The 22,230-nt window shown below is 56.4% G+C and carries 21 protein-coding genes and 1 tRNA gene; 9 read left to right on the top strand and 13 right to left on the bottom strand.

Annotated features, from left to right (window positions below; all coding sequences use genetic code 11):
• The 6 genes from PHW99_RS13025 to uvrC form a co-directional block, all read right to left on the bottom strand.
• The coding region (locus tag PHW99_RS13025; RefSeq protein WP_300178158.1) for a SurA N-terminal domain-containing protein at nt 1-1,868 on the bottom strand (1,868 nt) is incomplete at its 3' end.
• A 59-nt stretch (nt 1,869-1,927) separates the two neighbouring features.
• Nucleotides 1,928-2,003, bottom strand: a tRNA-Val gene (locus tag PHW99_RS13020).
• A 16-nt stretch (nt 2,004-2,019) separates the two neighbouring features.
• Nucleotides 2,020-2,292: an HU family DNA-binding protein gene (locus PHW99_RS13015; RefSeq protein ID WP_300178155.1), complete on the bottom strand. Its 273-nt coding sequence runs from the start codon at nt 2,290-2,292 to the stop codon at nt 2,020-2,022.
• Nucleotides 2,293-2,509: 217 nt separating this feature from the next.
• On the bottom strand, nt 2,510-3,604 hold the full coding sequence (locus tag PHW99_RS13010) for a tartrate dehydrogenase (RefSeq protein ID WP_300178152.1): 1,095 nt from the start codon (nt 3,602-3,604) through the stop codon (nt 2,510-2,512).
• 6 nt (nt 3,605-3,610) lie between these two features.
• A complete protein-coding gene (pgsA, locus tag PHW99_RS13005) occupies nt 3,611-4,177 on the bottom strand; it encodes a CDP-diacylglycerol--glycerol-3-phosphate 3-phosphatidyltransferase (protein ID WP_300178149.1) in 567 nt (188 codons plus the stop codon).
• A 42-nt stretch (nt 4,178-4,219) separates the two neighbouring features.
• Nucleotides 4,220-6,217, bottom strand: coding sequence for an excinuclease ABC subunit UvrC (gene uvrC, locus PHW99_RS13000; protein WP_300178146.1), 1,998 nt, complete (start codon nt 6,215-6,217; stop codon nt 4,220-4,222).
• Nucleotides 6,218-6,244: 27 nt separating this feature from the next.
• Between uvrC and earP the strand changes: the two genes are divergently transcribed.
• The 3 genes from earP to PHW99_RS12985 all read left to right on the top strand — a co-directional run bounded on the left by earP (nt 6,245) and on the right by PHW99_RS12985 (nt 9,015).
• The gene (gene earP, locus PHW99_RS12995; protein ID WP_300178143.1) at nt 6,245-7,411 is read left to right on the top strand and encodes an elongation factor P maturation arginine rhamnosyltransferase EarP; all 1,167 of its coding nucleotides are present in this window, start codon (nt 6,245-6,247) and stop codon (nt 7,409-7,411) included.
• A 93-nt stretch (nt 7,412-7,504) separates the two neighbouring features.
• Nucleotides 7,505-8,059 carry an elongation factor P gene (efp, locus tag PHW99_RS12990; RefSeq protein WP_300178140.1) on the top strand — a complete coding sequence of 185 codons (555 nt, stop codon included), beginning with the start codon at nt 7,505-7,507 and terminating at the stop codon, nt 8,057-8,059.
• A gap of 80 nt (nt 8,060-8,139) precedes the next feature.
• Nucleotides 8,140-9,015, top strand: coding sequence for a TIGR00730 family Rossman fold protein (locus PHW99_RS12985; RefSeq protein ID WP_300178137.1), 876 nt, complete (start codon nt 8,140-8,142; stop codon nt 9,013-9,015).
• Here the strand turns inward: PHW99_RS12985 and PHW99_RS12980 are convergent.
• The 5 genes from PHW99_RS12980 to PHW99_RS12960 form a co-directional block, all read right to left on the bottom strand.
• Nucleotides 9,003-10,208 carry an MFS transporter gene (locus PHW99_RS12980; protein WP_300178134.1) on the bottom strand — a complete coding sequence of 402 codons (1,206 nt, stop codon included), beginning with the start codon at nt 10,206-10,208 and terminating at the stop codon, nt 9,003-9,005. The genes PHW99_RS12985 and PHW99_RS12980 overlap by 13 nt on opposite strands.
• The gene (gene rmuC, locus PHW99_RS12975) at nt 10,205-11,602 is read right to left on the bottom strand and encodes a DNA recombination protein RmuC (protein WP_300178131.1); all 1,398 of its coding nucleotides are present in this window, start codon (nt 11,600-11,602) and stop codon (nt 10,205-10,207) included. The genes PHW99_RS12980 and rmuC overlap by 4 nt, the downstream gene beginning before the upstream one ends.
• Nucleotides 11,603-11,787: 185 nt before the next feature.
• On the bottom strand, nt 11,788-12,768 hold the full coding sequence (locus PHW99_RS12970) for a D-glycerate dehydrogenase (RefSeq protein ID WP_300178129.1): 981 nt from the start codon (nt 12,766-12,768) through the stop codon (nt 11,788-11,790).
• 147 nt (nt 12,769-12,915) lie between these two features.
• On the bottom strand, nt 12,916-13,161 hold the full coding sequence (locus tag PHW99_RS12965) for a hypothetical protein (RefSeq protein ID WP_300178126.1): 246 nt from the start codon (nt 13,159-13,161) through the stop codon (nt 12,916-12,918).
• Between the two features lie 162 nt (nt 13,162-13,323).
• Entirely contained in the window at nt 13,324-14,469 is a 1,146-nt protein-coding gene (locus PHW99_RS12960; protein ID WP_300178123.1) for a cupin domain-containing protein, read from the bottom strand.
• A gap of 65 nt (nt 14,470-14,534) precedes the next feature.
• Between PHW99_RS12960 and PHW99_RS12955 the strand changes: the two genes are divergently transcribed.
• Entirely contained in the window at nt 14,535-15,068 is a 534-nt protein-coding gene (locus PHW99_RS12955; RefSeq protein ID WP_300178120.1) for an FKBP-type peptidyl-prolyl cis-trans isomerase, read from the top strand.
• A 19-nt stretch (nt 15,069-15,087) separates the two neighbouring features.
• Here the strand turns inward: PHW99_RS12955 and dut are convergent, their stop codons facing one another.
• Together dut and coaBC are read right to left on the bottom strand one after the other, a co-directional pair.
• The gene (gene dut / locus PHW99_RS12950) at nt 15,088-15,534 is read right to left on the bottom strand and encodes a dUTP diphosphatase (RefSeq protein ID WP_300178161.1); all 447 of its coding nucleotides are present in this window, start codon (nt 15,532-15,534) and stop codon (nt 15,088-15,090) included.
• A 5-nt stretch (nt 15,535-15,539) separates the two neighbouring features.
• Complete coding sequence (coaBC, locus tag PHW99_RS12945; RefSeq protein ID WP_300178117.1) at nt 15,540-16,760, bottom strand: bifunctional phosphopantothenoylcysteine decarboxylase/phosphopantothenate--cysteine ligase CoaBC; 1,221 nt, start codon at nt 16,758-16,760, stop codon at nt 15,540-15,542.
• Between the two features lie 91 nt (nt 16,761-16,851).
• On the opposite strand from coaBC, the gene PHW99_RS12940 reads away from it, so the two are divergent.
• The 5 genes from PHW99_RS12940 to PHW99_RS12920 all read left to right on the top strand — a co-directional run bounded on the left by PHW99_RS12940 (nt 16,852) and on the right by PHW99_RS12920 (nt 22,113).
• Entirely contained in the window at nt 16,852-18,519 is a 1,668-nt protein-coding gene (locus tag PHW99_RS12940; RefSeq protein ID WP_300178114.1) for a CTP synthase, read from the top strand.
• Entirely contained in the window at nt 18,519-19,376 is an 858-nt protein-coding gene (gene kdsA, locus PHW99_RS12935; protein ID WP_300178111.1) for a 3-deoxy-8-phosphooctulonate synthase, read from the top strand. The genes PHW99_RS12940 and kdsA overlap by 1 nt, the downstream gene beginning before the upstream one ends.
• A gap of 53 nt (nt 19,377-19,429) precedes the next feature.
• Nucleotides 19,430-20,713, top strand: coding sequence for a phosphopyruvate hydratase (eno, locus tag PHW99_RS12930; RefSeq protein WP_300178108.1), 1,284 nt, complete (start codon nt 19,430-19,432; stop codon nt 20,711-20,713).
• 8 nt (nt 20,714-20,721) lie between these two features.
• Nucleotides 20,722-20,997, top strand: a complete 276-nt coding sequence (locus PHW99_RS12925) for a septum formation initiator family protein (protein ID WP_300178105.1) — start codon at nt 20,722-20,724, stop codon at nt 20,995-20,997.
• 300 nt (nt 20,998-21,297) lie between these two features.
• Nucleotides 21,298-22,113, top strand: a complete 816-nt coding sequence (locus PHW99_RS12920) for a sulfite exporter TauE/SafE family protein (protein WP_300178102.1) — start codon at nt 21,298-21,300, stop codon at nt 22,111-22,113.
• Nucleotides 22,114-22,230 lie beyond the last annotated feature (117 nt).

Here is a 22,230-nt window from a genome sequence, read left to right as displayed (position 1 = left end):
AGACGTTCCTTCAACGTCGTGTAATAGGCTTGCGTTTCGGCCGCTGTCCACCACTGCGCATACTGCTCACGATCCTGCTGAACTGAAGGCTGAGTCGACTCAAGCCTCGGCACGACCTTGTTGACCCGTATCACAGCATAGCCAGCTGCCCCCAAATCAATGCCCAGCCAAGTCGGCAAGGATGTAACGTCCGCTTTCAGTGCAGCAGAAACAGCCTGTTGGGGAATATTTTGAACTTGATCACGCCCGACAAGCACGGCAGCAGGCAATGTCGCCTTGGTGGGATCCTTTTTCCACAGCGCCAGCTTTTCATTGCCGTCCTGGCGTGCCAACTCTGCAGCACGCGCCGTGATGACACGATCACGCACCTGTTGGCTTACCTCCGCCAATGGCAAGGTTCTCGCCGGACTATAAGCAACGATGCGCCCTCCCGCCAACTGATTCACTGCAGTTTCCACGGATTCCGTATTGCGCTTTTTTTCTATGCTTTCCGGAGAAAACAGGGTCGCCAGGAATTTCTCATTGGCCAGGACGCCAGTAGCGCCAGGAGCAGGATGACGTTGCAGCTTGTCTGCTGTTTTGATGTCCAGACCGAGTTTGTCTGCCACCGGCTTCAAACTGTCCGACTGCTCATAAATGGTGTTGGTGAACAACTCCGCAACCTCAGCATATTTGCGTTGAGCCTGCTGGGTCTTCAGATCACTCTCAATGTTGGGACGAAGTTCTTCGAAACTGCGTTGCTTGGGCGTTTTGATGTCAGTCAGCTTGATGATGTGATAACCAAAGTCGGATTCCACTACGTCGCTGATATCACCTTTCTTCAAGGCAAACACTGCGTCCTCAAACGGTTTGACCATGGCGCCACGACCAAAGAAATCCAGATCGCCTCCCTTACTGGCAGAACCCGCATCCTGCGAACTCTTTTTAGCCACATCAGCAAAACTGTCTGGCTTGGCACGCACCACCTTGAGCAACTCTTCCGCTTGGGCCTTGACCTTTTGCCGGTCGGCAGCAGGAGCATCCTTGGGTGAATTGAGAAGAATATGACTCGCCCGGCGCTCTTCATTGCCACTGAGTCGCGCCACATTTTGCTCGTAATACGACTTCAAGTCCGCCTCGGCGATCTTGATGCCCTTTTTGATCGAATCCATGTCCAGCACGACGTATTCAACGGTTGCTTGCTCGGGTGCCATGAACAGAGACTGGTTGGCTTTATAGAAAGCTTCCAGCTCAGCATCCGTTGGCTTGACTGCTGCTGTGTAATCCTTCGCCGCAAAGCTAGCGACCTGCACTTCACGCTTTTCAAAAAAGGCATTCAAAGCCACATCGGCAGGGGCTGGCGCAACAAACCCGGACTGACGAACCCCGGCTTCGACCTGTTGTCTGGAAATATCCTGGCGCACACTGTTCTCGAAGCCCTCCGGTGTCAACCCCTGGCTAGCCGCTAACTGACGATAACGGTCCATATCCAGCTTGCCATCGGCCTTACGCAAGGATGCAATCGTTGGGTCTTCTTGCAGAAACCTGGCCAAACGCATGTCACTGGTCAGCAAATTCGACTTCTCAGCAGCAACACTCATCACGCGCTCACGGACCAGACGTTCCAGGGTCGCATAACGTGCTGCCGGTGAATCAAACAACTTGACATCCAGATTGGGTCTGCTGGCCCGCAAACGATCCACTTCATTTTTGTGAGCCAGATCCCATTGGCTTTGGGTGATATCCAGAGAGCCTACACGGGCAACCACCGCATCCGACTGATTCATCCGGTTGTAACCATCAATGCCAAACAGCACAAATGACGGAATGACCAACAAAAACAGCAAAATCATCATGATTTTGGTGTGTTTCCGAAATATATCGAACATGCTCAGACTCTCCTGAAGGGCAATAAAAAAGGCGAACCGGGTGTTCGCCTTTATGTGGGTGGTGGGTGATGACGGGCTCGAACCGCCGACCTACGCCTTGTAAGGGCGCCGCTCTACCAACTGAGCTAATCACCCCACCGATAACCAGAAATCAATTTAAAGCATCTTTCAATGCTTTGCCAGGACGGAACTTGGGAACTTTCGCGGCTTTGATTTTAATCGACGCACCAGTACGCGGATTGCGACCTACACGTGCTGCACGCTTGCCAACGGCAAAAGTACCAAAACCCACTAATGACACCGAGCCCCCTTTTTTAAGGGTTGCCTTGACCGCTGAAATCGTCGACTCCAATGCCCGTGCCGCCTGAGCCTTGGGCATATCAGCGTCTGCAGCAATGTAATCAATCAGTTCTGTTTTATTCACAACAAACCTCTACTGGGAAGAACTAGCGCACTATAAATATTGCCAAAAGAATTTGTCTAAATCCGAGAAGGCTGAGGCCAGTTGCATGCCATCAGGCTCTAGATCAGCGCAGATTCAAACAGTGAGCCGGGATTCTAAGCGTATTTGCAGGAGGCTCTGAATCTGCCGGCAAACTTTCTGCCTCGGCATACCAATTTCATTGATCGTTATATCCAACTCAGACCGAACGCACAAACCCAGCAATGGCACGCCCCAGATCACTGGTCTTCGCGTTGCCACCCAAATCAGGTGTACGGGGTGCGTCGCTGCGTGGCTCCAGCGCTTGCTCAATGGCTCTCAGCACAGCGTCATGCGCTGCTCGATAGCCCAAAAAATCAAGCATCATGGCGCCGCTCCAGATTTGCCCGATGGGGTTGGCAAGGGCCTTGCCTGCGATGTCAGGTGCGGAACCATGGACTGGCTCAAACAGGGACGGAAACTGGCGCCCTGGGTTCAGGTTCGCACTAGGCGCAATCGCAATCGTCCCGGTGCAAGCCGGCCCCAGATCACTCAGAATGTCGCCAAACAAATTGCTGCCCACCACCACATCAAAAAAATCCGGGCGCTGCACAAAATGCGCCGTCAGGATGTCGATGTGAAATTTATCCACCTTGACCTCAGGGTAGTGTTTGGCCATCTCAGCAACACGCTCGTCCCAATATGGCATGGTGATGGCAATGCCATTGGATTTGGTGGCACTGGTAAGGTGCTTTTTGGGACGTGACTGCGCCAGATCAAAGGCAAATTTCAGCACCCGGTCGACACCGACACGCGACATCACCGATTCCTGCATCACGATTTCCCGCTCGGTACCCGCATACATGCGCCCACCAATGCTGGAATACTCGCCTTCAGTGTTTTCCCGCACGATCACCATGTCAATTTCGCCAGGCAAACGCGGACTACCGTCACGGCGTACAACCGGTGCTGTGATGCCAGGCATCAGGCGCGCCGGACGCAAGTTGATGTACTGGTCAAACTCACGGCGAAACAGCAGCAGCGACCCCCACAGCGACACATGGTCCGGAATTTTTTCCGGCCAGCCTACCGCACCAAAATAAATGGCATCGTGTCCACCTATCAGATCTTTCCAGTTGTCCGGCAACATCTGACCGTGCTTTTCGCAATAGTCCCAGCTTGAAAAATCAAAATGATCAAACTGAAGGTCAATATCGAATTTGTCAGCAACGGCCTCCAGCACTCGCAAGCCTTCGGGCATCACCTCTTTGCCAATGCCGTCGCCAGCAATCACTGCAATTTTTTTAGCACACATGGGACCTCATTTCACTTTGGCACGGATTTCCGGCAGGGCTTTCTGCAGGTAGTACACCATGGACCACACGGTCAACACGGCAGCGATCCAGATCAGCCAGACACCCCACAGGTGGGTGTTCACGACTCCGAACAACATGCCATCAAACAATAAAAAAGGAATAGCGACCATCTGGGCCGTGGTTTTCAGCTTGCCAATCATGTGCACCGCCACGCTCTTGGCCGCGCCAATCTGGGCCATCCACTCCCTGAGCGCCGAAATCGCAATCTCCCGTCCAATGATGATCAAGCCGACAAAAACATCCGCCCGGCCCAGATGCACCAATACCAACACGCAGGCACAAACCAGGAATTTGTCAGCCACCGGATCAAGAAACGCACCAAAAGCCGAAACCTGATTGAGCTTTCGCGCCAGATAACCATCCAGCCAGTCAGTAGCCGCAAACACCACAAACATCACCGTGGCCACCAGATTGCGGGTGGCTGGCTCCAGCGGCAAATAAAACACCCCCACGATCAGCGGAATCGCTGCAATACGTGCCCAGGTCATGAGAGTGGGAATGGTCCAGAACATGCCTCAATTGTGGCATGCAGCCGGCCCATTCTGATCGTCGGCTCAATGCAGCGCCCGGTAAATTTCTTCCGCCAATTCGTGAGAAATACCTTCTACCGAGGCGATGTCATCCACCGACGCCAGGGCTACGCCGCGCACACCACCAAAACGTTGCAACAAACGGGCGCGGCGTTTCGGGCCAATGCCCGCAATTTCTTCGAGCTTGCCACCGTCCATGCGCACTTTGGCACGGGCCGCACGCATACCGGTGATGGCAAAGCGGTGCGCCTCGTCACGAATCTGGGCCACCAGCATCAGGGCAGCCGAATCCTTGCCGAGGTACACCTTGTCGCGACCATCGGCAAACACCAGTTCTTCCAGACCAATGCGGCGACCCTCACCTTTTTCCACACCCACAATCAGCGCCAGGTCCAACCCCAGTTGTTCAAACACTTCACGCGCCATGGCCACCTGCCCTTTGCCGCCATCCACCAGCACCAGATCGGGCATACGACCCGTGCCGGCAGGTGTTTCACCGGATCGATTGGCTTCCTGCAGGGTTTCGGCCAGTTTGCCGTAACGGCGCAGCAGCACCTGGCGCATGGCGGCGTAGTCATCACCCGGTGTGATGTCAGTGATCTTGTAGCGCCGGTATTCGGCGTTTTGCATCTTGTGGTGATGGAACACCACGCAGGAAGCCTGGGTGGCCTCGCCTGCCGTGTGCGAAATGTCAAAACACTCGATGCGCAACTCATCGAGTGAGTCCAGCATCAGATCCAGCGCCTCTGACAGCGCCCGGGTGCGGGCCTGCTGCGAACCTTCCTCGGCCAGCAACCGGGCCAACTGCAGGCCGGCATTGGTCTGCGCCATCTCCAGCCAGACCCTGCGCTGTTCACGCGGCTGGTGTACCGCGCTGACCTTGATGCCGGTTTGCAGCGTCAGCGCCTGCAACAACTTCTTATCCACCGGCGCGCTCACGACCAGCGACGGCGGTACCGGAACATTGAGATAGTGCTGCGCAATAAAAGCATCAAGTACCTGCGACTCCAGTGAACGCACCGAAGCACCCCCTGCCCCACCGTCGTCATCAACATCCAGATCCGTACCATCCTGCACCTGCACCGGGAAATACGGCCGGTCGCCCAGATGCCGCCCGCCACGCACCATGGCCAGATTGACACAGGCGCGCCCGCCCTGCACTTTCACTGCCAGGATGTCCACGTCACGATCCGACACGTTATCCACTGACTGCTGGTGCAACACATTGGAGAGCGATGCCACCTGATTACGCAGCTCGGCGGCCTGTTCAAACTCCAGTTTGTCGGCATGCGCCATCATGCGGGCCTCCAGGGCGGCCATCACCTCACGGGCTTCGCCGTGCAGAAAGCGTTCGGCATTGGCCACATCCTGCGCGTAATCGGCGGCTGAAATATGCCCGACACAGGGGCCGGAGCAACGTTTGATCTGGTACAGCAAGCAAGGGCGAGTGCGATTGTTGAACACCGGCTCTTCACAGGTACGCAGCCGAAACACCTTTTGCATCAGCAGAATCGCTTCCTTGACCGCCCAGGCGCTGGGGTACGGACCAAAGTAATGGTGCTTTTTCTCCACCGCACCACGGTAATACGACACCCTGGGAAACTGCTCGCCGCTGGGCCGGGTGGCCGTCTGCGTCGTCTCGACCGCAGGCTTGCAAGCGGCGCTGATTTTCAGGTAGGGGTAACTTTTATCGTCCCGAAACAGAATGTTGTACTTCGGATTGAGGGTTTTGATCAGGTTGTTTTCCAGCAGCAAAGCCTCGGCTTCGGAGCGCACCACGGTGGTCTCGAGCCGGGCGATCTTGCTGACCATGTGCCCGATACGGGTCCCGCCATGGTTTTTCTGGAAATAACTCGACACCCGCCTCTTCAGGTTGATAGCCTTGCCAACGTACAACACAGTGCCCTGCGCATCAAAGTAGCGGTACACCCCGGGCAGCGACGGCAGGCTGGCAACGTCGCTGAGCAGTTGCTCGGGGTGGGCGGGAGCGAAGGCGGGCGGTATTTCAGGCAAATCAGACATAGGGTGCTATTGTGGACAATCCCGGGTATGAATTTGCCACCTTACCCCCCAATGCGCTGGGACATTTTTTGCCGCGTCATCGACAACTACGGCGATGCAGGCGTGTGCTGGCGACTGGCAGTCAACCTGGCACAGCGTGGACAGACCGTGCGGCTTTGGGTGGACGACGCCAGCGCCTTGGCCTGGATGGCTCCAGATGGCGCTCCAAGTGTGCAAGTGATGGCATGGCAAACACCTCTAGCCCTTGAAGGCATCACCCCCGGCGACGTATTGGTTGAAGCATTTGGCTGTGAAATTGCTCCTGAATATATAGCTATATATGCCCAATATACGCGGGCTAGAGGCCAAAAATATGCCTGGATTAACCTGGAATATCTGACCGCGGAGGGCTACGCCGCCCGTTGCCATGGCCTGCCCTCGCCGGTGATGAGCGGCCCGGGCATCGGTTTGACCAAGCACTTTTTTTACCCTGGTTTCACCTCAGACACCGGTGGCCTGCTGCGCGAGGCGGATCTGCTGACCAGACAGGCCAGTTTTGACCGCAACGCCTGGCTGGCACAGCAACACCTGACCTGGCCCGGAAAACCCGTGGCAGTCCTGCCGGACGAGGGGCTGCGGCCCAGGCTGGTGTCGCTATTCTGTTATGAGCCGGCCCATCTTGGCACTTGGCTCAAGGCCCTGGCCAACGACATCATGCCCACTTGGTTACTGGTCACGGCCGGGCGTTCGGCGGCTGCCGTGCGTCAGATACTTCAAAACGATTTGGGCCTGCCGCCGGGGCAGAATCAGCACAAGGCGCTCTCGATTTCGTACCTTCCAGCGTTATCACAAACTGAGTTTGACCATCTGTTGTGGGCCTGCGACTTGAACTTTGTGCGCGGTGAAGATTCTCTGGTGCGCGCACTCTGGGCTGGCAAACCACTGATCTGGCAGATCTACCCGCAGGATGACCATGCCCATCACGCCAAACTCCGGGCGTTCCTGGATTGGTTGCAGGCCCCCCCGTCATTGCGCCAGGCCCATGCCTGTTGGAACGACCTGTTGGACAACGCCACGCCAGCCGCCGATGCGCTTCGGGCGATGCTGTCATCACTGGATGCCTGGCAAAGTACCTTCTCCCACGCCCGTCAAACCCTGCTGAAACAACGGGATCTGGCGGACTCCCTGCTTCAATTTGTCGCAAAAACCCACTAAAATAGCGGGCTTTGCGGCCCAGGATTGATATTTTTGGTCAACGCCGACACCGCCCTCGCCGCCTGATGCGCGGCCTACTTTTACTCAAAGTTTATGAAAATCGCTCAAGAAATTCGCGCCGGCAACGTCATCATGCACGGCAAAGACCCGATGGTCGTGCTGAAAACCGAATACGCCCGTGGCGGCCGTGGCGCAGCAACCGTGCGCATGAAGCTCAAGAGCTTGATCGCCAACTTCGGTACCGAAGTTGTGTTCAAGGCCGATGACAAAATCGACAATGTGATCCTGGACAAGAAGGATTGCACCTACTCCTACTTTGCTGACCCGATGTACGTCTGCATGGACGCTGACTACAACCAGTACGAAGTGGAAGCCGAAAACATGGGCGACTCCCTGAACTACCTAGAAGACGGCATGCCGGTTGAAGTGGTGTTCTACGACGGCAAGGCCATTTCTGTGGAACTGCCCACCAGTGTGGTGCGTGAAATCACCTGGACCGAGCCAGCCGTCAAGGGTGACACCTCGGGCAAGGTGCTCAAGCCCGCCAAAATCGCCACCGGTTTTGAAATCGGCGTGCCAATTTTTGTGGCGCAGGGCGACAAGGTTGAAATCGACACCCGTACTGGTGAATACCGCAAGCGTGTCTAAATGCTGAGCCTGGCGTCAACGCCATGGCAACAAGGGGGCTTCACAAGTTGAAGCCCTTTTTTTATCCCACAATCAGCGTCATGGACAACACACAACCCCTTCCCCAGCACATCATTGAAAACCGCTTGGCCGACGCCTGGGCTGAGTTGCTCAAATACCCAGCCGACGCGACGGTGCGACGCCCCAACGCCTATCGACTGGCTTTTGCGGACCCCGAGTTCATGCTGCGCCGTGATACCCGTGGCATCCGCATTCAACTGGAAATGCTCAAACCCGATCTGGACCAGATCGAGCAAGGCATCAACAACACGGTGGTGGTGTTTGGCAGCGCCCGCTTTCCCGCGCCGGAATCCGTCCAGGAAGAACTGGCCCAGGCCCAGGCCAGCGGGAACAGTGAAGCCGTGGCACGGGCGCAAAGACAGATACGCAACGCAGCCCGTTACGATCAGGCCCGCCGGTTTGCCCGGTTGGTGGCAAGTTACAGCGAAAAACTACCAGTCGAAGAGCGCCTGTATATCTGTACCGGTGGCGGTCCAGGCATCATGGAAGCGGCCAATCGTGGGGCACATGAGTTGGGCGCTCCGACGGTGGGACTGAACATCACACTGCCGCATGAACAACACCACAACCCCTATGTCACCCCGTCACTGAACTTCAAGTTCCACTACTTTGCCATGCGCAAGATGCACCTGATGATGCGTGCCAAGGCACTCGTGGTGTTTCCCGGTGGTTTTGGTACGCTGGACGAATTGTTTGAAGTGATCACACTGGTGCAAACCAAAAAATCACGACCGGTGCCGATCGTGCTGTTTGACAGCCACTACTGGAAGCGCCTCATCAACACCGACCTGTTGATCGAAGAAGGTGTGATTGCCCCGCAGGACCTTGATCTGCTGAATTATGTGGATGAGCCAGAAGCCGCCTGGGACGTGATTCAGCGTTTCTACAATTTGTGATCGCTGGCAGGTGCGCGCGCCGCCGCTGGCGGCCGCAATGTCCAGGCTGAACGGGCGCCCGCAGCCACCGCAGCACCCACCGTCCAGAACACCACCGACACCCCGACCACCGCACCAACCGTACCGAACAGCATGGGCATCGCCACGCTGGAGGCATTGATGGACATCAGCCGCAGACCAAGCGCTTCGCCGTGACGGGCCTCGGGCGTGATCTGGTGCAAGGTGCTCATGATCATGGGCTGTACCGAACCCAGTGCCAGACCCAGCAGCACCGAGCAGACACCCATGGCCAGCCACGAGTGCATGAAAGGGTAAACCACAAACAGCAGCGCCGTGATCACCATGGCCGTGGTCACCACCACCCACTCATGCACGTGGGCGGCCAACAAAGGCAGAAGCACTCGCACACAGGCTGCAGCGATGGCAAATGCGCCCAGGATGGAACCGATCAACGAAGCACTCAGGCCACGTTCATGACCCAGGATCGGCACCACAAAAGTGTGCACATCCCAGCAGGAAGACAACACCCAGTTCACCAGCATCAACCGGCGCATGAGTGGCTCCCGCAACAAATCCCAAGTCCGCCTGGGCGACTCACCTGCTGCCATAACCACAGGCGGCAACTCCGTGGTATGACGTACCCAGAACCAGGTCGCCAACGGCAACAAAGCCATCAGCAAAAATGCGGCGCGAAAACCGCTGTGATCAATCAGCAGCCCCGCCGCCAGTGGTCCGACAAAATTTGACACAGCCGGGCCGATGGCCAGCCAGCTGAACATCGACTTGAGTTCGACCGCATTGCGCGCCGAACGGCCCACATGACGCTGCAATGCGATGACTGCCACACCGGTGGCCCCGCCGGTCAGCAAAGCACTGAGACACAGCACCGGAAACACCGGCAACATCACCGCCAACGCAGCCCCCAGCGTGGCTGTCAGCACACACAACCCCACGGGGCGTTTAAGCCCATGCTGGTCCACATAACGCCCTGCTGGCAGGGCCAGAAACACTTGTGTCAGCGAAAACAGTGCCAGCAAAAAGCCCACGGCGATCGGGCTGTATCCTTCACGCAAAGCCTGCAGCGGGGCGGCCATGCGTGTCCCGGCCATGCAGGCATGCAGACAAATCTGACCGGCGATCAGCCGCACCAGAACCCGATGCGGTGCATCGGTCGTGGTCGAGTCAGCATTCACGCCCGATCAACCTCCGACTCGCTGTCAAAGTCCCGGTCCATGGGGATCAGGGTCGACACCTGTGTCTCAGGCAGCGCTTCCACTTTCTTCAATGCCCGGCCCATGGCGCGGCTGCGTGTTTCAGCGCTGTCAAGGGTGTTGAGCACGGTCTGCGTCTGCGACTTGACTTTGGCCAGCACCCCGCCAAATTTCTCGAACTCGGTCTTGACCGCCCCAAGGACCTGCCAGACGTCGCTGGACCGTTTTTCCAGCGCCAGTGTCCTGAAGCCCATTTGCAGCGAGCTCAGCATCGCCAGCAGCGTGGTAGGCCCAGCCAACGTGACCCGGCTCTCGCGCTGCAGGGCTTCCATCAGCCCCGGGCGACGCAACACTTCGGCATACAGACCTTCGGTGGGCAAGAACAAGATGGCAAAGTCGGTGGTGTATGGCGGCTCGACATACTTGTCAGAGATGGAACGGGCCTCAAGGCGAATACGCTGCTCCAGCGCCCGGCCAGCCAACTCGGCCGCAGTGGCATCGGCACGCTCCTGTGCATCCAGCAGGCGTGCATAGTCCTCGTTGGGGAATTTGGCATCAATGGGCAGCCACAGCGGCTCGCCCGACTCGGCCTTGCCGGGCAACTTGATGGCAAAGTCGACCAGGTTCTTGCTGCCTGGGCGTGTCGCCACCTGGGCCGCATACTGGTCGGGCACCAGCACCTGTTCCAGCAGTGAGGCCAGCTGCGCTTCTCCAAAAATACCCCGGGTTTTGACATTGCTCAGCAGGTGCTTGAGGTCTCCCACACCCTGCGCCAGCGTTTGCATTTCACCCAGGCCTTTGTGCACTTGCTCCAACCGGTCAGCCACCTGCTTGAAGCTTTCGCCCAGCCGTGTCTGCAACGTGTTTTGCAATTTTTCGTCCACCGTGGCGCGCATTTCATCAAGCTTGGCAGCATTGTTGATTTGCAACTGGGCCAGTTGTTTGTCCAGCGTTTCACGGATTTCGTTCATGCGTCGGACATTGGACTCACTCAGATTCGACAACTGGCTTGACAAGGTATCCGACAGTGTTTTTTGCAGCAGCGTCAACTGCTGGCCAAACGCGTCAATCTGGGTGTTTTGCGTGCGGGTGGCCTCTGCCGCCTGTTGCACCATGGCTTGCTGAAAGGTGGCCAGGCTTTGGGCCAGCTCCTGCCGCGCATCGCGTGAGGACTCGGTGATGTCGCGGCGCAACTCCCGCATCAGGGTATCCGTGCCGGCACTGATGTGTGCCAGCAGCGCCTGGTGTCGCGCCATTTGCGCCTGTTGCTCGGCGTCCTGCACCGCCGAACTGGTCCGGCGCATGACCAGCAGAATCAACAGCACCGCATTCACCAGGCCCAGCGCCAGCCCTCCCCACACGACAAAATCAAGCACGTTCCATGTTCTCCTTGACGTCCATTGTTGTTCAAAAAGACCGACACCGGATGCGGGGTTGAAAAATTAACTTTTTCATGAACAAAATAGGGCTCTAACCCACATATTTATTATATTTATAGCTATTAATAATATAGCAAAACAAGAGCCATCAGACGTGGCCATCCCGGCAGGAGGAGCAACGCTCAGGTCGCCAGCACCTGCGGGTTGATGGGTGTCACTGGCTTGCCATCTACCAAATAGCCGATCAGGTTATCCGCAGCCAGATGCGCCATGGCCAGACGGGTGCGGATCGTGGCGCTGGCAATGTGCGGTGTCAGCACCACATTGCGCAAGGCAAGCAGGTCCGGGTGCACCTTGGGCTCGCCCTCAAACACATCCAGGCCGGCCGCAGCAATTGTGCCCTGACGCAAGGCAGCAGCCAAAGCGACCTCATCCACAATGCCGCCGCGGGCAATGTTGATCAAGGTCGCCGTCGGTTTCATCTGCGCCAGCTCGTTAGCGCCAATGACGTGGTGGGTTGCCGCACTGTAGGGCAGAACCAGCATCAGGTGATCACAGGTGCGGAGCAACTCCGACTGGTCGACCCAAACTGCACCACAAGCCGCTTCAGTGGCGGCATCCAGCCGGGAGCGGTTGTGATAGATCACCTTCATGCCAAAACCATGCGCTGCCCGCCTGGCAATACCCTGCCCGATCCGGCCCATGCCCAGGATGCCCAGCGTGCTGCCATGCACCTCGCAGCCTGCAAACATGTCGTAGCGCCAACGATCCCAGCGCCCCGAGCGCAAAAAGTGTTCCGCTTCGGCCATGCGCCGTGCCGTGGCCAGCAGCAAGGCAAAACCAAAATCAGCGGTGGTCTCGGTCAGTACGTCGGGGGTGTTGGTGGCCAGGACACCAGCCTGGGTCATGGCGTCCACATCAAAATTGTTGTAGCCCACTGCCATGTTGGCGCAGATCTTGAGATCAGGACAGGCCGCCAGCACTACCGCATCAATGCGGACGCTGCCGGTGGTCAAAGCCCCCTGGTGCCCCTGGAGCTGCTGAATCAACACCTCCTGCGTCCAAAAGACATCGGTCTGATTGGATGTCACCTCAAAATGTTGTGCCAGTTTGTCCAGCACTTCAGGAAATACAGCACGCGCAACCAACACCGATGGCTTCATGGTCATTTCACCCCTTCAATCAACCCCACTCAAAATCCTGCCAACTGCACCCATCAAGCCACAGGCGGTGTCAAAAACATCAACCTTGTTTCCGGTGGTAAAAAAAAAGCCACCCGAAGGTGGCTTTCACGGCAAATGCCGATCCAATTACTTGGAAGCAGCAGCCTTGGCAGCGTCAGCAGCGGCGTCAACAGCCTTCTTGGCTGCGTCAGCGCCAGCGTCAGCCGCTGCAGAAGTAGCCGCTGCGGGAGCAGAAGCAGCTTCAGAAGCAGCAGGAGCGGGTGCGGGAGCAGCAGCGGGAGCCGGTGCAGGTGCGGGTGCTTCTTCTTTCTTGCCGCAAGCAGCCAAAGCAGCAGCAGCGATAACAGCGATCAAAACGAGAGATTTGTTCATTTGAAAATACCCAGTAAATAAAGACAATTTCCGGAAATTGTTTTTGCGGTTACCCACAAATACCAAGCGAACAGTTGTTCATACCGTTCGCTTAGTCAGCCATTATAGTTAATGTTTTCATGGTAATCACGCTTGACTAAGTTTGCACGTTGTGCTTTTGCATCAATCTGCGCTTAACCAGCCCGCCAACATCCATCCAGAAACCAGCTCGCGGGCCTGCGCACTGGTTTTTTTCAGTGCCTTGGCATCAAGAACACGTTGATTGGCCAGTTGCCGCATGGCTGCAGCATCCCGCCCTGTTGCCGTGAAGCTTTCACCATTGATAAAAATGTGGTGCTCGTCAAACATCATTTTGGTTCGTCGGTCAAGGCGTACACCTTTGTCACCCCAATCCAGGTCGTGGTCAGCACGCGGCTCCTGGGCTTCAAACCACACATTGGGTTTAGGTTCGGTCATGTACTCACCCAGTCCGCGCGCAAAAGCCCGTGGGTCTTTCAGCGCATCTTGCAGTGCCTGCTGGGCAAAGTCCAGCATCTGCGGCGGGATTTCGGCAGGTTGGTCCACGGCCGGCTGGTACGGGTCGCGGTAAAGGGCCACACCCACTTCGTCTTCAGCGTCTTCCGCCAGGCGTTGCAACAGTTCACGCGCCAGTTCAGCCTTGTTGGGAATACGAAAACCGATCGAATAGGTCATGCACTCCCCTTCAGCAATACCATCATGCGCATAACCCGGCGGCAGGTACAGCATGTCCCCGGGCTCCAGCACATACTCATCCTCGGGGACAAAGTTGGTCAGGATTTTGAGCGGCACGTCAGGCTGCAGGCTCAAGTTCTTTTGCCGCCCGATACGCCAGCGCCGACGGCCATGTGCCTGCAGCAAGAACACGTCATAACTGTCAAAGTGTGGACCAACACCACCGCGATCCGTGGCAAAGCTGATCATCAGATCATCCAGGCGGGCGTCCGGCACAAAGCGAAACCGGTTCATGAGCTGATGAACCGCATCATGATGCAGGTCGACCCCCTGCACCAGAATGGTCCAACCCGATTGCTTGAGTGACGGCAACATCCGTCGTTGAAACGGGCCGTGTTTGAGCTGCCAGCCCGGCGTTTGCCCGGGCTGTTGAATCACCAAGCGTGTCTGCGCATCCTCGTTGGCAGCCAGTTCAAAGAGCTGGGCCCGGCTCAGCAGGGGCTTGAAACCAGGCACGGCCTGACGAACCAGCAGGGGCTTTTTTTGCCAATGCCGCTTCATGAAAGCCTGGGGGCTGAGTCCACCCAACAGAGGTAGTGCTTGGGTAATGTCCATGGAAATCTCCTGTGTTTTGACATCGACCAGGAAATCCGGCCAACGCAAACTGCGACAATTCTCGTATGAAAATCACTCAACAATGCGTGGCTGCTTTAAGCTGGACGCTCACCGACACACTGGGCGAAGAATTGGATGTACTCGACGAACCCGTTGAGTTCCTGATTGGTGGCGATGACCTGTTTCAGGTCATCGAAGACGCTCTGCAAGGTTACAGCGCGGGTGAAACTGTCAACCTGCAGATCGAGCCAGAACAGGGTTTTGGTGAATACAACGAGCAGTTGGTGTTTCTGGAACCCCGCAAGTTGTTTCCTGCCGAACTGGAAGAAGGCATGACCTTTGACGGCACCGCCTTGCCCGCAGGCTGTCATCCGGACACACCGCAAGATGCGCTCTATACCGTGACCGATATCTACCCCGAGCATGTGGTGCTGGACGGCAATCACCCTCTAGCCGGCATTGCACTGCGTTTACGTATCACGGTCAGACATGTTCGCGAGGCCACCCCGGAGGAAATTGGCAGTGGCACCGCCGGTACCGGCTTTTTCAAGGTGGCCCCCATCCACGGTCTGACCTCCGATAACGAAACCTTGCACTGAACCTGCAACACCAGTGGTGTCAGACTTTGCCGGTGGACCCGTAACCACCCTCACCACGCGCACTGGCCGGGAATTCGTCGACCACACTGAAGCGCGCCTGCATCACTGGCACCACCACCAGTTGGGCAATCCGTTCCATGGGTTCAATGGTGAAGGCTGTATCACTGCGATTCCAGGCACTGACCATCAGTTGCCCCTGGTAGTCACTGTCAATCAGGCCGACGAGATTGCCCAGCACAATGCCGTGTTTGTGGCCCAGGCCTGAACGTGGCAGGATCAACGCCGCGTAAGCTGGATCTTTAAGATACATCGCAATCCCGGTTGGCACCAGTTGCCAGGCGTTGGGCTGCAGTGTCAATGGCTCTGTCAGGCAAGCACGCAAATCCAATCCGGCACTGCCTGGCGTGGCGTAAGCCGGCAGTTGATCCGCCATGCGCGGGTCGATGATCTTGACGTCAATATTCAGCATAATTAGCCTCTAGCCTGGATTCTGTCTGCGATGTTTGCTATTAATTTGCGAGCAAGCGTGAGTTTGTCATCACGCGCCAGTTCATGTGCCCCCGATTCATCCACCAGCAGCAAGGCGTTGTCGTCCTGCCCAAAAGTGGCAGGGCCAATGTTGCCCACCAGCAAAGGCACCCCTTTGCGCAGCCGCTTGGCTTGAGCGTTGGCCTGCAGATCATGGCTCTCGGCCGCAAAACCCACACAAAAAAGTGCCCGACTTTGACCACGGGGAGACTGCGCCACCGTCGCCAGGATATCCGGGTTCTCGACAAAACTGAGCTGCGGCGTCTGCCCGGATCCGTCTTTTTTGATTTTCTGATCGGATGCCTGAGCCGCACGCCAGTCCGCCACTGCAGCCGTGGCGATAAAAATGGAAGCGTCGTCCACCCGTTGGATGACGGCCTGGAGCATGTCGGACGCAGAGCGCACATTCACCCGTTGAACACCATAGGGACTTGCCAGACTGACCGGTCCCGCCACAAGAGTCACGTCGGCGCCGGCCTCACGCGCTGCGCGGGCGATGGCAAAGCCCATCTTGCCACTGGACAGATTGGTAATGCCACGTACCGGATCAATCGCCTCGTAGGTGGGCCCAGCCGTCACCAACACCTTTTGGCCAGCCAGTACCTTGGGTTGGAACAGCGCGATCAATTCATCCAGCAACTCCTGGGGCTCCAACATGCGGCCGTCACCGGACTCGCCACAAGCCTGTTCACCACAACCTACCCCCAGCACCACGGCACCGTCCTGCGCCACTTGCGCCAGATGACGCCGGGTCGTCGGATGGGACCACATTTCGCGGTTCATGGCCGGTGCAATCAGCAAAGGTACTTTGTCGATGGGCCGCGCCAGACACATCAGGCTCAGCAGATCATCAGCACGGCCCTGCGCCAGTTTGGCAATGAAATCCGCACTGCAAGGGGCGATCAGGCAGGCATCGGCCTGGCGGGTCAGGTTGATGTGCGCCATGTTGTTGGCTTCACGCGCATCCCACTGTGAAAGAGCAACCGGGCGCTGACTCAATGCCTGCATGGTGATCGGTGTGATGAACTGCTCTGCCGCCGAAGTCATCACCACCTGCACCACGGCGCCAGCCTTGATCAGCAAGCGGCACAACTCAGCCGACTTGTAGCAGGCTATCCCGCCCGTCAGACCCAGAACAATATGTTTGCCAGCTAATTCTTTCATGCGCGGCAATGTAACAGAACGGCTTCACCCGCTGACCCCGGCCCCTATAATCTGTTTTTACCAGCTCCATGAGCATGTTGCTCTGTTTGACATGACCAAATTTGTCTTCGTCACCGGCGGTGTGGTGTCTTCCCTGGGCAAGGGAATTGCCTCCGCCTCTCTTGCTGCGATTCTGGAATCGCGTGGCCTCAAAGTCACTTTAATCAAACTGGACCCTTACCTGAACGTGGACCCCGGTACCATGTCGCCGTTCCAGCATGGTGAGGTGTTTGTCACTGATGACGGCGCAGAAACCGACCTCGACCTCGGCCACTATGAACGTTTTATCGAAACGCGCATGCGCAAGGCCAACAACTTCACCACCGGACAGATCTATAAAAGTGTGCTTGAAAAAGAGCGGCGTGGTGATTACCTTGGCAAAACCGTGCAGGTCATCCCGCACGTCACCAACGAAATCCAGGAATTCATCAAGCGTGGCGCCGGTTTTGATACACCGGATGCGGTGGATGTCGCCATCGTCGAGATCGGTGGTACCGTGGGGGACATTGAGTCCCTGCCCTTTCTGGAGGCGGTGCGTCAGCTGAGTCTGCGCCTGGGGCCGAATCAGGCTGCTTTTGTGCACCTTACCTACGTGCCCTGGATCGCCGCCGCTGGCGAGCTTAAAACAAAACCAACCCAGCACACGGTGCAAAAGCTGCGGGAAATCGGTATCCAGCCTGATGCACTGCTGTGCCGCGCTGACCGCCCCATCCCCGATGACGAGCGCGAAAAAATCTCCCTTTTCACCAACGTTGCCCAGTGGGGTGTGATCTCCATGCCCGATGTGGACACCATTTACAAGGTGCCGCGCGTGTTGCATGAGCAGGGCCTGGACGGACTGATCTGTGACAAGTTGCGCCTGAACACACCGCCGGCCAACCTCAAACGCTGGGATGACCTTGTTTTCGAAACCGCCCATCCGCGAGGTGAAGTCCGCATTGCCATGGTCGGCAAGTATGTCGAGTTGAGCGACAGCTACAAGTCGGTCAATGAAGCCCTGCGCCATGCCGGCATGAAAAATCACGTCCGGGTCAAGATCGATTATGTCGACTCGGAAACCATCACCGAGGACAGTGTTGCACAGCTCGCCGAGTTCGATGGTATTTTGGTACCTGGCGGCTTTGGCGCCCGAGGAGTGGAGGGCAAGATTTGCACCGCCCGTTTTGCCCGGGAACACAAGGTGCCGTACCTTGGCATTTGTTTGGGGATGCAGGTGGCCACCATCGAATTTGCCCGTCACGTGGCTGGCCTGAAAGATGCCAATAGCACAGAGTTTGTTCCACAGTGTCCCAACCCGGTGATTGCCTTGATCACCGAATGGCAGGATGAAGACGGCAGCATCAAAACACGTAGCGAGGAGTCTGATCTGGGTGGCACCATGCGTCTGGGGGCGCAAAGCTCGGACGTGGTCAAGGGGACGCTGGCGCACCAGATCTATGGTGACGTGGTGACAGAACGCCATCGCCATCGTTATGAAGCCAATGTGCATTACTTGGATACCCTGCGTCAAGCCGGATTGGTGATTTCGGCACTGACTCAGCGTGAACAACTGACCGAAATTGTTGAACTGCCTCAAACCGTTCATCCCTGGTTTATTGGTGTGCAATTCCATCCCGAATTCAAGTCCACCCCGTGGAATGGACATCCCTTGTTCAATGCGTTTATTCACGCGGCACTTGCCCACCAGCAAAGCGGCACATCGCAGAAAGCGCTCGCCTGATGAAGCTGTGTGGCTTCGAGATTGGCCTGCAACAGCCATTTTTTCTGATTGCCGGCCCCTGCGTGATTGAGTCCGAGCAGTTGCAAATGGATACGGCCGGGACCCTCAAGGAGATCACAACCGGTCTTGGTATCCCGTTTATTTTCAAAAGCAGTTTTGACAAGGCCAACCGATCCAGCGGAAGTACGTTTCGCGGCCCGGGGTTGGACAAGGGCCTGGACATTCTGGCCAAGGTCAAACGTGAATTGGTTGTGCCGGTGTTGACCGACATTCACTCCGAAGACCAGATCGCCCAAGTCACCTCGGTGGTGGACGTGCTGCAAACACCTGCTTTTTTGTGTCGCCAAACTGACTTCATCCGGGCCGTCGCGCAAAGTGGCAAACCCGTGAACATCAAAAAGGGACAGTTCCTGGCTCCTGGTGACATGAAGAATGTGATCGATAAAGCGCGCGCTGCAGCCCGTGAAAAAGGTCTAAATGAAGATAACTTCATGGCCTGCGAACGCGGGGTCAGTTTTGGGTACAACAATCTGGTCAGCGACATGCGCTCGCTGGCCATCATGCGCAACACAGGAGCGCCAGTGGTATTTGATGCCACCCATTCGGTACAGTTGCCCGGTGGACAGGGCACCAGCAGTGGTGGTCAGCGTGAGATGGTGCCCGTGCTGGCACGTGCTGCTGTCGCAGTGGGTGTGGCTGGCTTGTTCATGGAAACCCATCCCAACCCCAGTCAAGCCCTCAGTGATGGGCCTAATGCTGTGCCGCTGAAGCACATGAAAGCGCTGCTCGAATCCTTGCTGGAACTGGATCAGGTGACCAAGAAACATGGTTTCCTGGAAAATGTATTCCAAGACTGAGGTAGTGACAGCCCAATACTTTTATTATTTCGCTTATTAACTGAAAGAAGCCCATGAGTGCAATCGTAGATATCGTAGGACGTGAAATTCTGGACTCCCGTGGCAACCCCACGGTGGAATGTGATGTGCTGCTGGAAAGCGGTACGATGGGACGTGCCGCCGTACCGTCTGGTGCGTCGACCGGCAGCCGTGAAGCCATTGAATTGCGTGACGGTGACAAGATGCGTTATCTTGGCAAGGGTGTCCTGAAAGCTGTCGAACACATCAACACTGAAATCTCTGAAGCGGTTTTGGGTCTGGACGCCTCTGAGCAGGCTTTTCTGGACAAAACCCTGATTGACCTCGACGGTACCGAGAACAAGTCACGTTTGGGCGCCAATGCCATGCTCGCTGTTTCCATGGCTGTGGCCCGTGCCGCCGCCGAAGAATCCGGCCTGCCGCTGTACCGCTACTTTGGTGGCATGGGTGGCATGCAGATGCCGGTCCCCATGATGAACGTCGTCAACGGTGGCGCACATGCCAACAACAGTCTGGACTTGCAGGAATTCATGATCATTCCGGTGGGTGCTCCGAGTTTTCGCGAAGCCTTGCGTTATGGTGCCGAGACCTTTCATGCCTTGAAAAAGATCATTGACGAAAAAGGCATGAGTACTGCCGTGGGTGATGAAGGAGGCTTTACGCCCAGCGTGGAAAGTCACGAAGCGGCCATTCAGCTCATTTTGCAAGCGATTGACAAGGCCGGGTATGTCGCAGGTGAGCACATCGCCATTGGTCTGGACTGTGCAGCCAGCGAGTTTTACAAGGATGGCAAGTACCACCTGGAAGGTGAAGGTCTGGTGCTGAACTCACAGGAATGGACCGACATGCTGGCAACCTGGGTGGACAAGTACCCCATCATCAGTATTGAAGATGGCATGGCCGAAGGCGATTGGGATGGCTGGAAAATTCTCACCGAACGTTTGGGTAAAAACGTGCAAATCGTCGGAGATGACTTGTTTGTTACCAACACCAACATCCTCAAGGAAGGCATTGACAAAGGGATTGCCAACTCGATTCTGATCAAGATCAACCAGATCGGTACATTGACCGAAACTTTTGCTGCTATCGAAATGGCCAAACGTGCCGGTTACACCGCCGTGATCAGTCATCGCTCCGGTGAAACTGAGGATTCAACCATTGCCGATATCGCCGTTGGTATGAATGCTGGACAGATCAAGACGGGCAGCCTGAGTCGGTCGGATCGCATGGCAAAGTACAACCAGTTGCTGCGTATCGAGGAAGACCTGGGTGATATTGCCACCTACCCTGGACGTGCCGCCTTTTACAACCTGCGCTAAGGTGAGACGTGGGCAGTCGCTTTGTCCCGGCTTTACTGATTGCCATGCTGGTTATCCTGCATGGCCAGTTATGGTTTGGCCGTGGCAGTCTGCCCAATGTCACACGTTTGCGTACTGAACTCTACGAACAGAACCAACGCAATCAGCAAGCGCTTCAAGCCAATAACCAGCTTGAAGCCGAGGTACGTGACCTTAAAGAAGGGCTGGAGATGGTAGAAGTGCAGGCTCGAATGGAGCTGGGCATGGTCAAAACCAACGAAATTTACGTCCAGATTTCACGCTGACGGCATCCGTCGGCGCGGCTCTTTGGCCAACGACGAATTGAATTTTCAAGGATCAGGTCAGCATCGATATGCTGAGACAAAGGCATACAATCCACACGTCTGCCGTGTCCGCTGAGCTTTATATTTCCTTGAACCAATGCTCATTGAGCCAGGGCTTGGAACATCGTGCTGTCAGCGTGATCATCTCGCGTTAGATGAACCCAAGGCGGTCACTGACCTCGCCCACCTGAACCCCGGTTCAGGATGAGAGTTTGGCGACATGCGCAGACACCTCTTGCTTCCCACTCCCTGATCCCATCCATGCAGTTTGAATTTTCCCTGATCCTGTGGCTCGCTTTGCTGGGCCTGACAACCGGTTTTCTTGCTGGACTTCTTGGTATTGGTGGCGGCATGATCATGGTGCCATTCATCACAGCAATTCTTTCCGGGCAAGGTATTGCCTCCGAATTGGCCATCAAGATGGCCATCGCCACATCCATGGCAACCATCATCTTCACATCCATCTCCAGCGTACGGGCGCACCACAAGCGAGGAGCCATCAAGTGGGAATTGGTCAAGGGCTTGGCACCTGGCATTGTTCTGGGTGCGGCAATTGCCAGCATGGGCGTCTTTGCCATCCTGAAAGGCTCCGCCCTTGCCCTGTTTTTTGCTGCATTTGTCGGATTTTCAGCGACACAAATGTTCTTGGATAAAAAGCCAACGCCAAACCGGACCATGCCGCGTCAGGCTGGTCTGCTCGGGGCAGGTTCGGTCATCGGCTTCTTGTCAGGTTTGGTCGGGGCTGGAGGTGGATTCATCAGTGTGCCTTTCATGGTTTGGTGCAATGTGGCCATCCACAATGCCGTGGCAACTTCGGCTGCACTCGGTTTTCCGATTGCTTTGGCGAACGCCATTGGTTATGTCGTCAGCGGCTCAAGCTTGTCCCAACTGCCACCCTACTCTATTGGTTATGTCTGGCTGCCCGGGCTCTTGGTTATCGCCAGTTGCAGCGTCATGACAGCTCCGTTGGGGGCAGCTTTAGCACACAAGCTTCCAGTCAAACAGCTCAAAAGATTGCTTGCAGGCATGTTGTATGCGCTGGCCGCCTATATGCTTTACCGAGGCTTGAACACTTGAACGCCCGGTGAACCAGGACACCACACTGGAAACGAAAATGGCCTAGCGTTTCCGCTAGGCCATTGAATTTGTTGGTGGGATGTGCGGGGGTCGAACCCACGACAAACGGATTAAAAG

This window comes from Rhodoferax sp., from assembly GCF_028689305.1.
Lineage (GTDB): Bacteria > Pseudomonadota > Gammaproteobacteria > Burkholderiales > Burkholderiaceae_C > Rhodoferax.
This window is presented reverse-complemented; position numbering and strand designations above follow the sequence as displayed.

Coding starts and splice junctions, on each gene's coding strand:
- PHW99_RS12970 (WP_300178129.1), bottom strand. CDS start 12,768: ATGAAGCCATCGGTGTTGGTTGCGCGTGCTGTATTTCCTGAAGTGCTG.
- PHW99_RS12960 (WP_300178123.1), bottom strand. CDS start 14,469: ATGGACATTACCCAAGCACTACCTCTGTTGGGTGGACTCAGCCCCCAG.
- efp (WP_300178140.1), top strand. CDS start 7,505: ATGAAAATCGCTCAAGAAATTCGCGCCGGCAACGTCATCATGCACGGC.
- PHW99_RS12985 (WP_300178137.1), top strand. CDS start 8,140: ATGGACAACACACAACCCCTTCCCCAGCACATCATTGAAAACCGCTTG.
- eno (WP_300178108.1), top strand. CDS start 19,430: ATGAGTGCAATCGTAGATATCGTAGGACGTGAAATTCTGGACTCCCGT.
- earP (WP_300178143.1), top strand. CDS start 6,245: ATGAATTTGCCACCTTACCCCCCAATGCGCTGGGACATTTTTTGCCGC.
- kdsA (WP_300178111.1), top strand. CDS start 18,519: ATGAAGCTGTGTGGCTTCGAGATTGGCCTGCAACAGCCATTTTTTCTG.
- pgsA (WP_300178149.1), bottom strand. CDS start 4,177: ATGTTCTGGACCATTCCCACTCTCATGACCTGGGCACGTATTGCAGCG.
- PHW99_RS12965 (WP_300178126.1), bottom strand. CDS start 13,161: ATGAACAAATCTCTCGTTTTGATCGCTGTTATCGCTGCTGCTGCTTTG.
- PHW99_RS12940 (WP_300178114.1), top strand. CDS start 16,852: ATGACCAAATTTGTCTTCGTCACCGGCGGTGTGGTGTCTTCCCTGGGC.
- PHW99_RS12920 (WP_300178102.1), top strand. CDS start 21,298: ATGCAGTTTGAATTTTCCCTGATCCTGTGGCTCGCTTTGCTGGGCCTG.
- PHW99_RS13010 (WP_300178152.1), bottom strand. CDS start 3,604: ATGTGTGCTAAAAAAATTGCAGTGATTGCTGGCGACGGCATTGGCAAA.
- PHW99_RS12955 (WP_300178120.1), top strand. CDS start 14,535: ATGAAAATCACTCAACAATGCGTGGCTGCTTTAAGCTGGACGCTCACC.
- coaBC (WP_300178117.1), bottom strand. CDS start 16,760: ATGAAAGAATTAGCTGGCAAACATATTGTTCTGGGTCTGACGGGCGGG.
- uvrC (WP_300178146.1), bottom strand. CDS start 6,217: ATGTCTGATTTGCCTGAAATACCGCCCGCCTTCGCTCCCGCCCACCCC.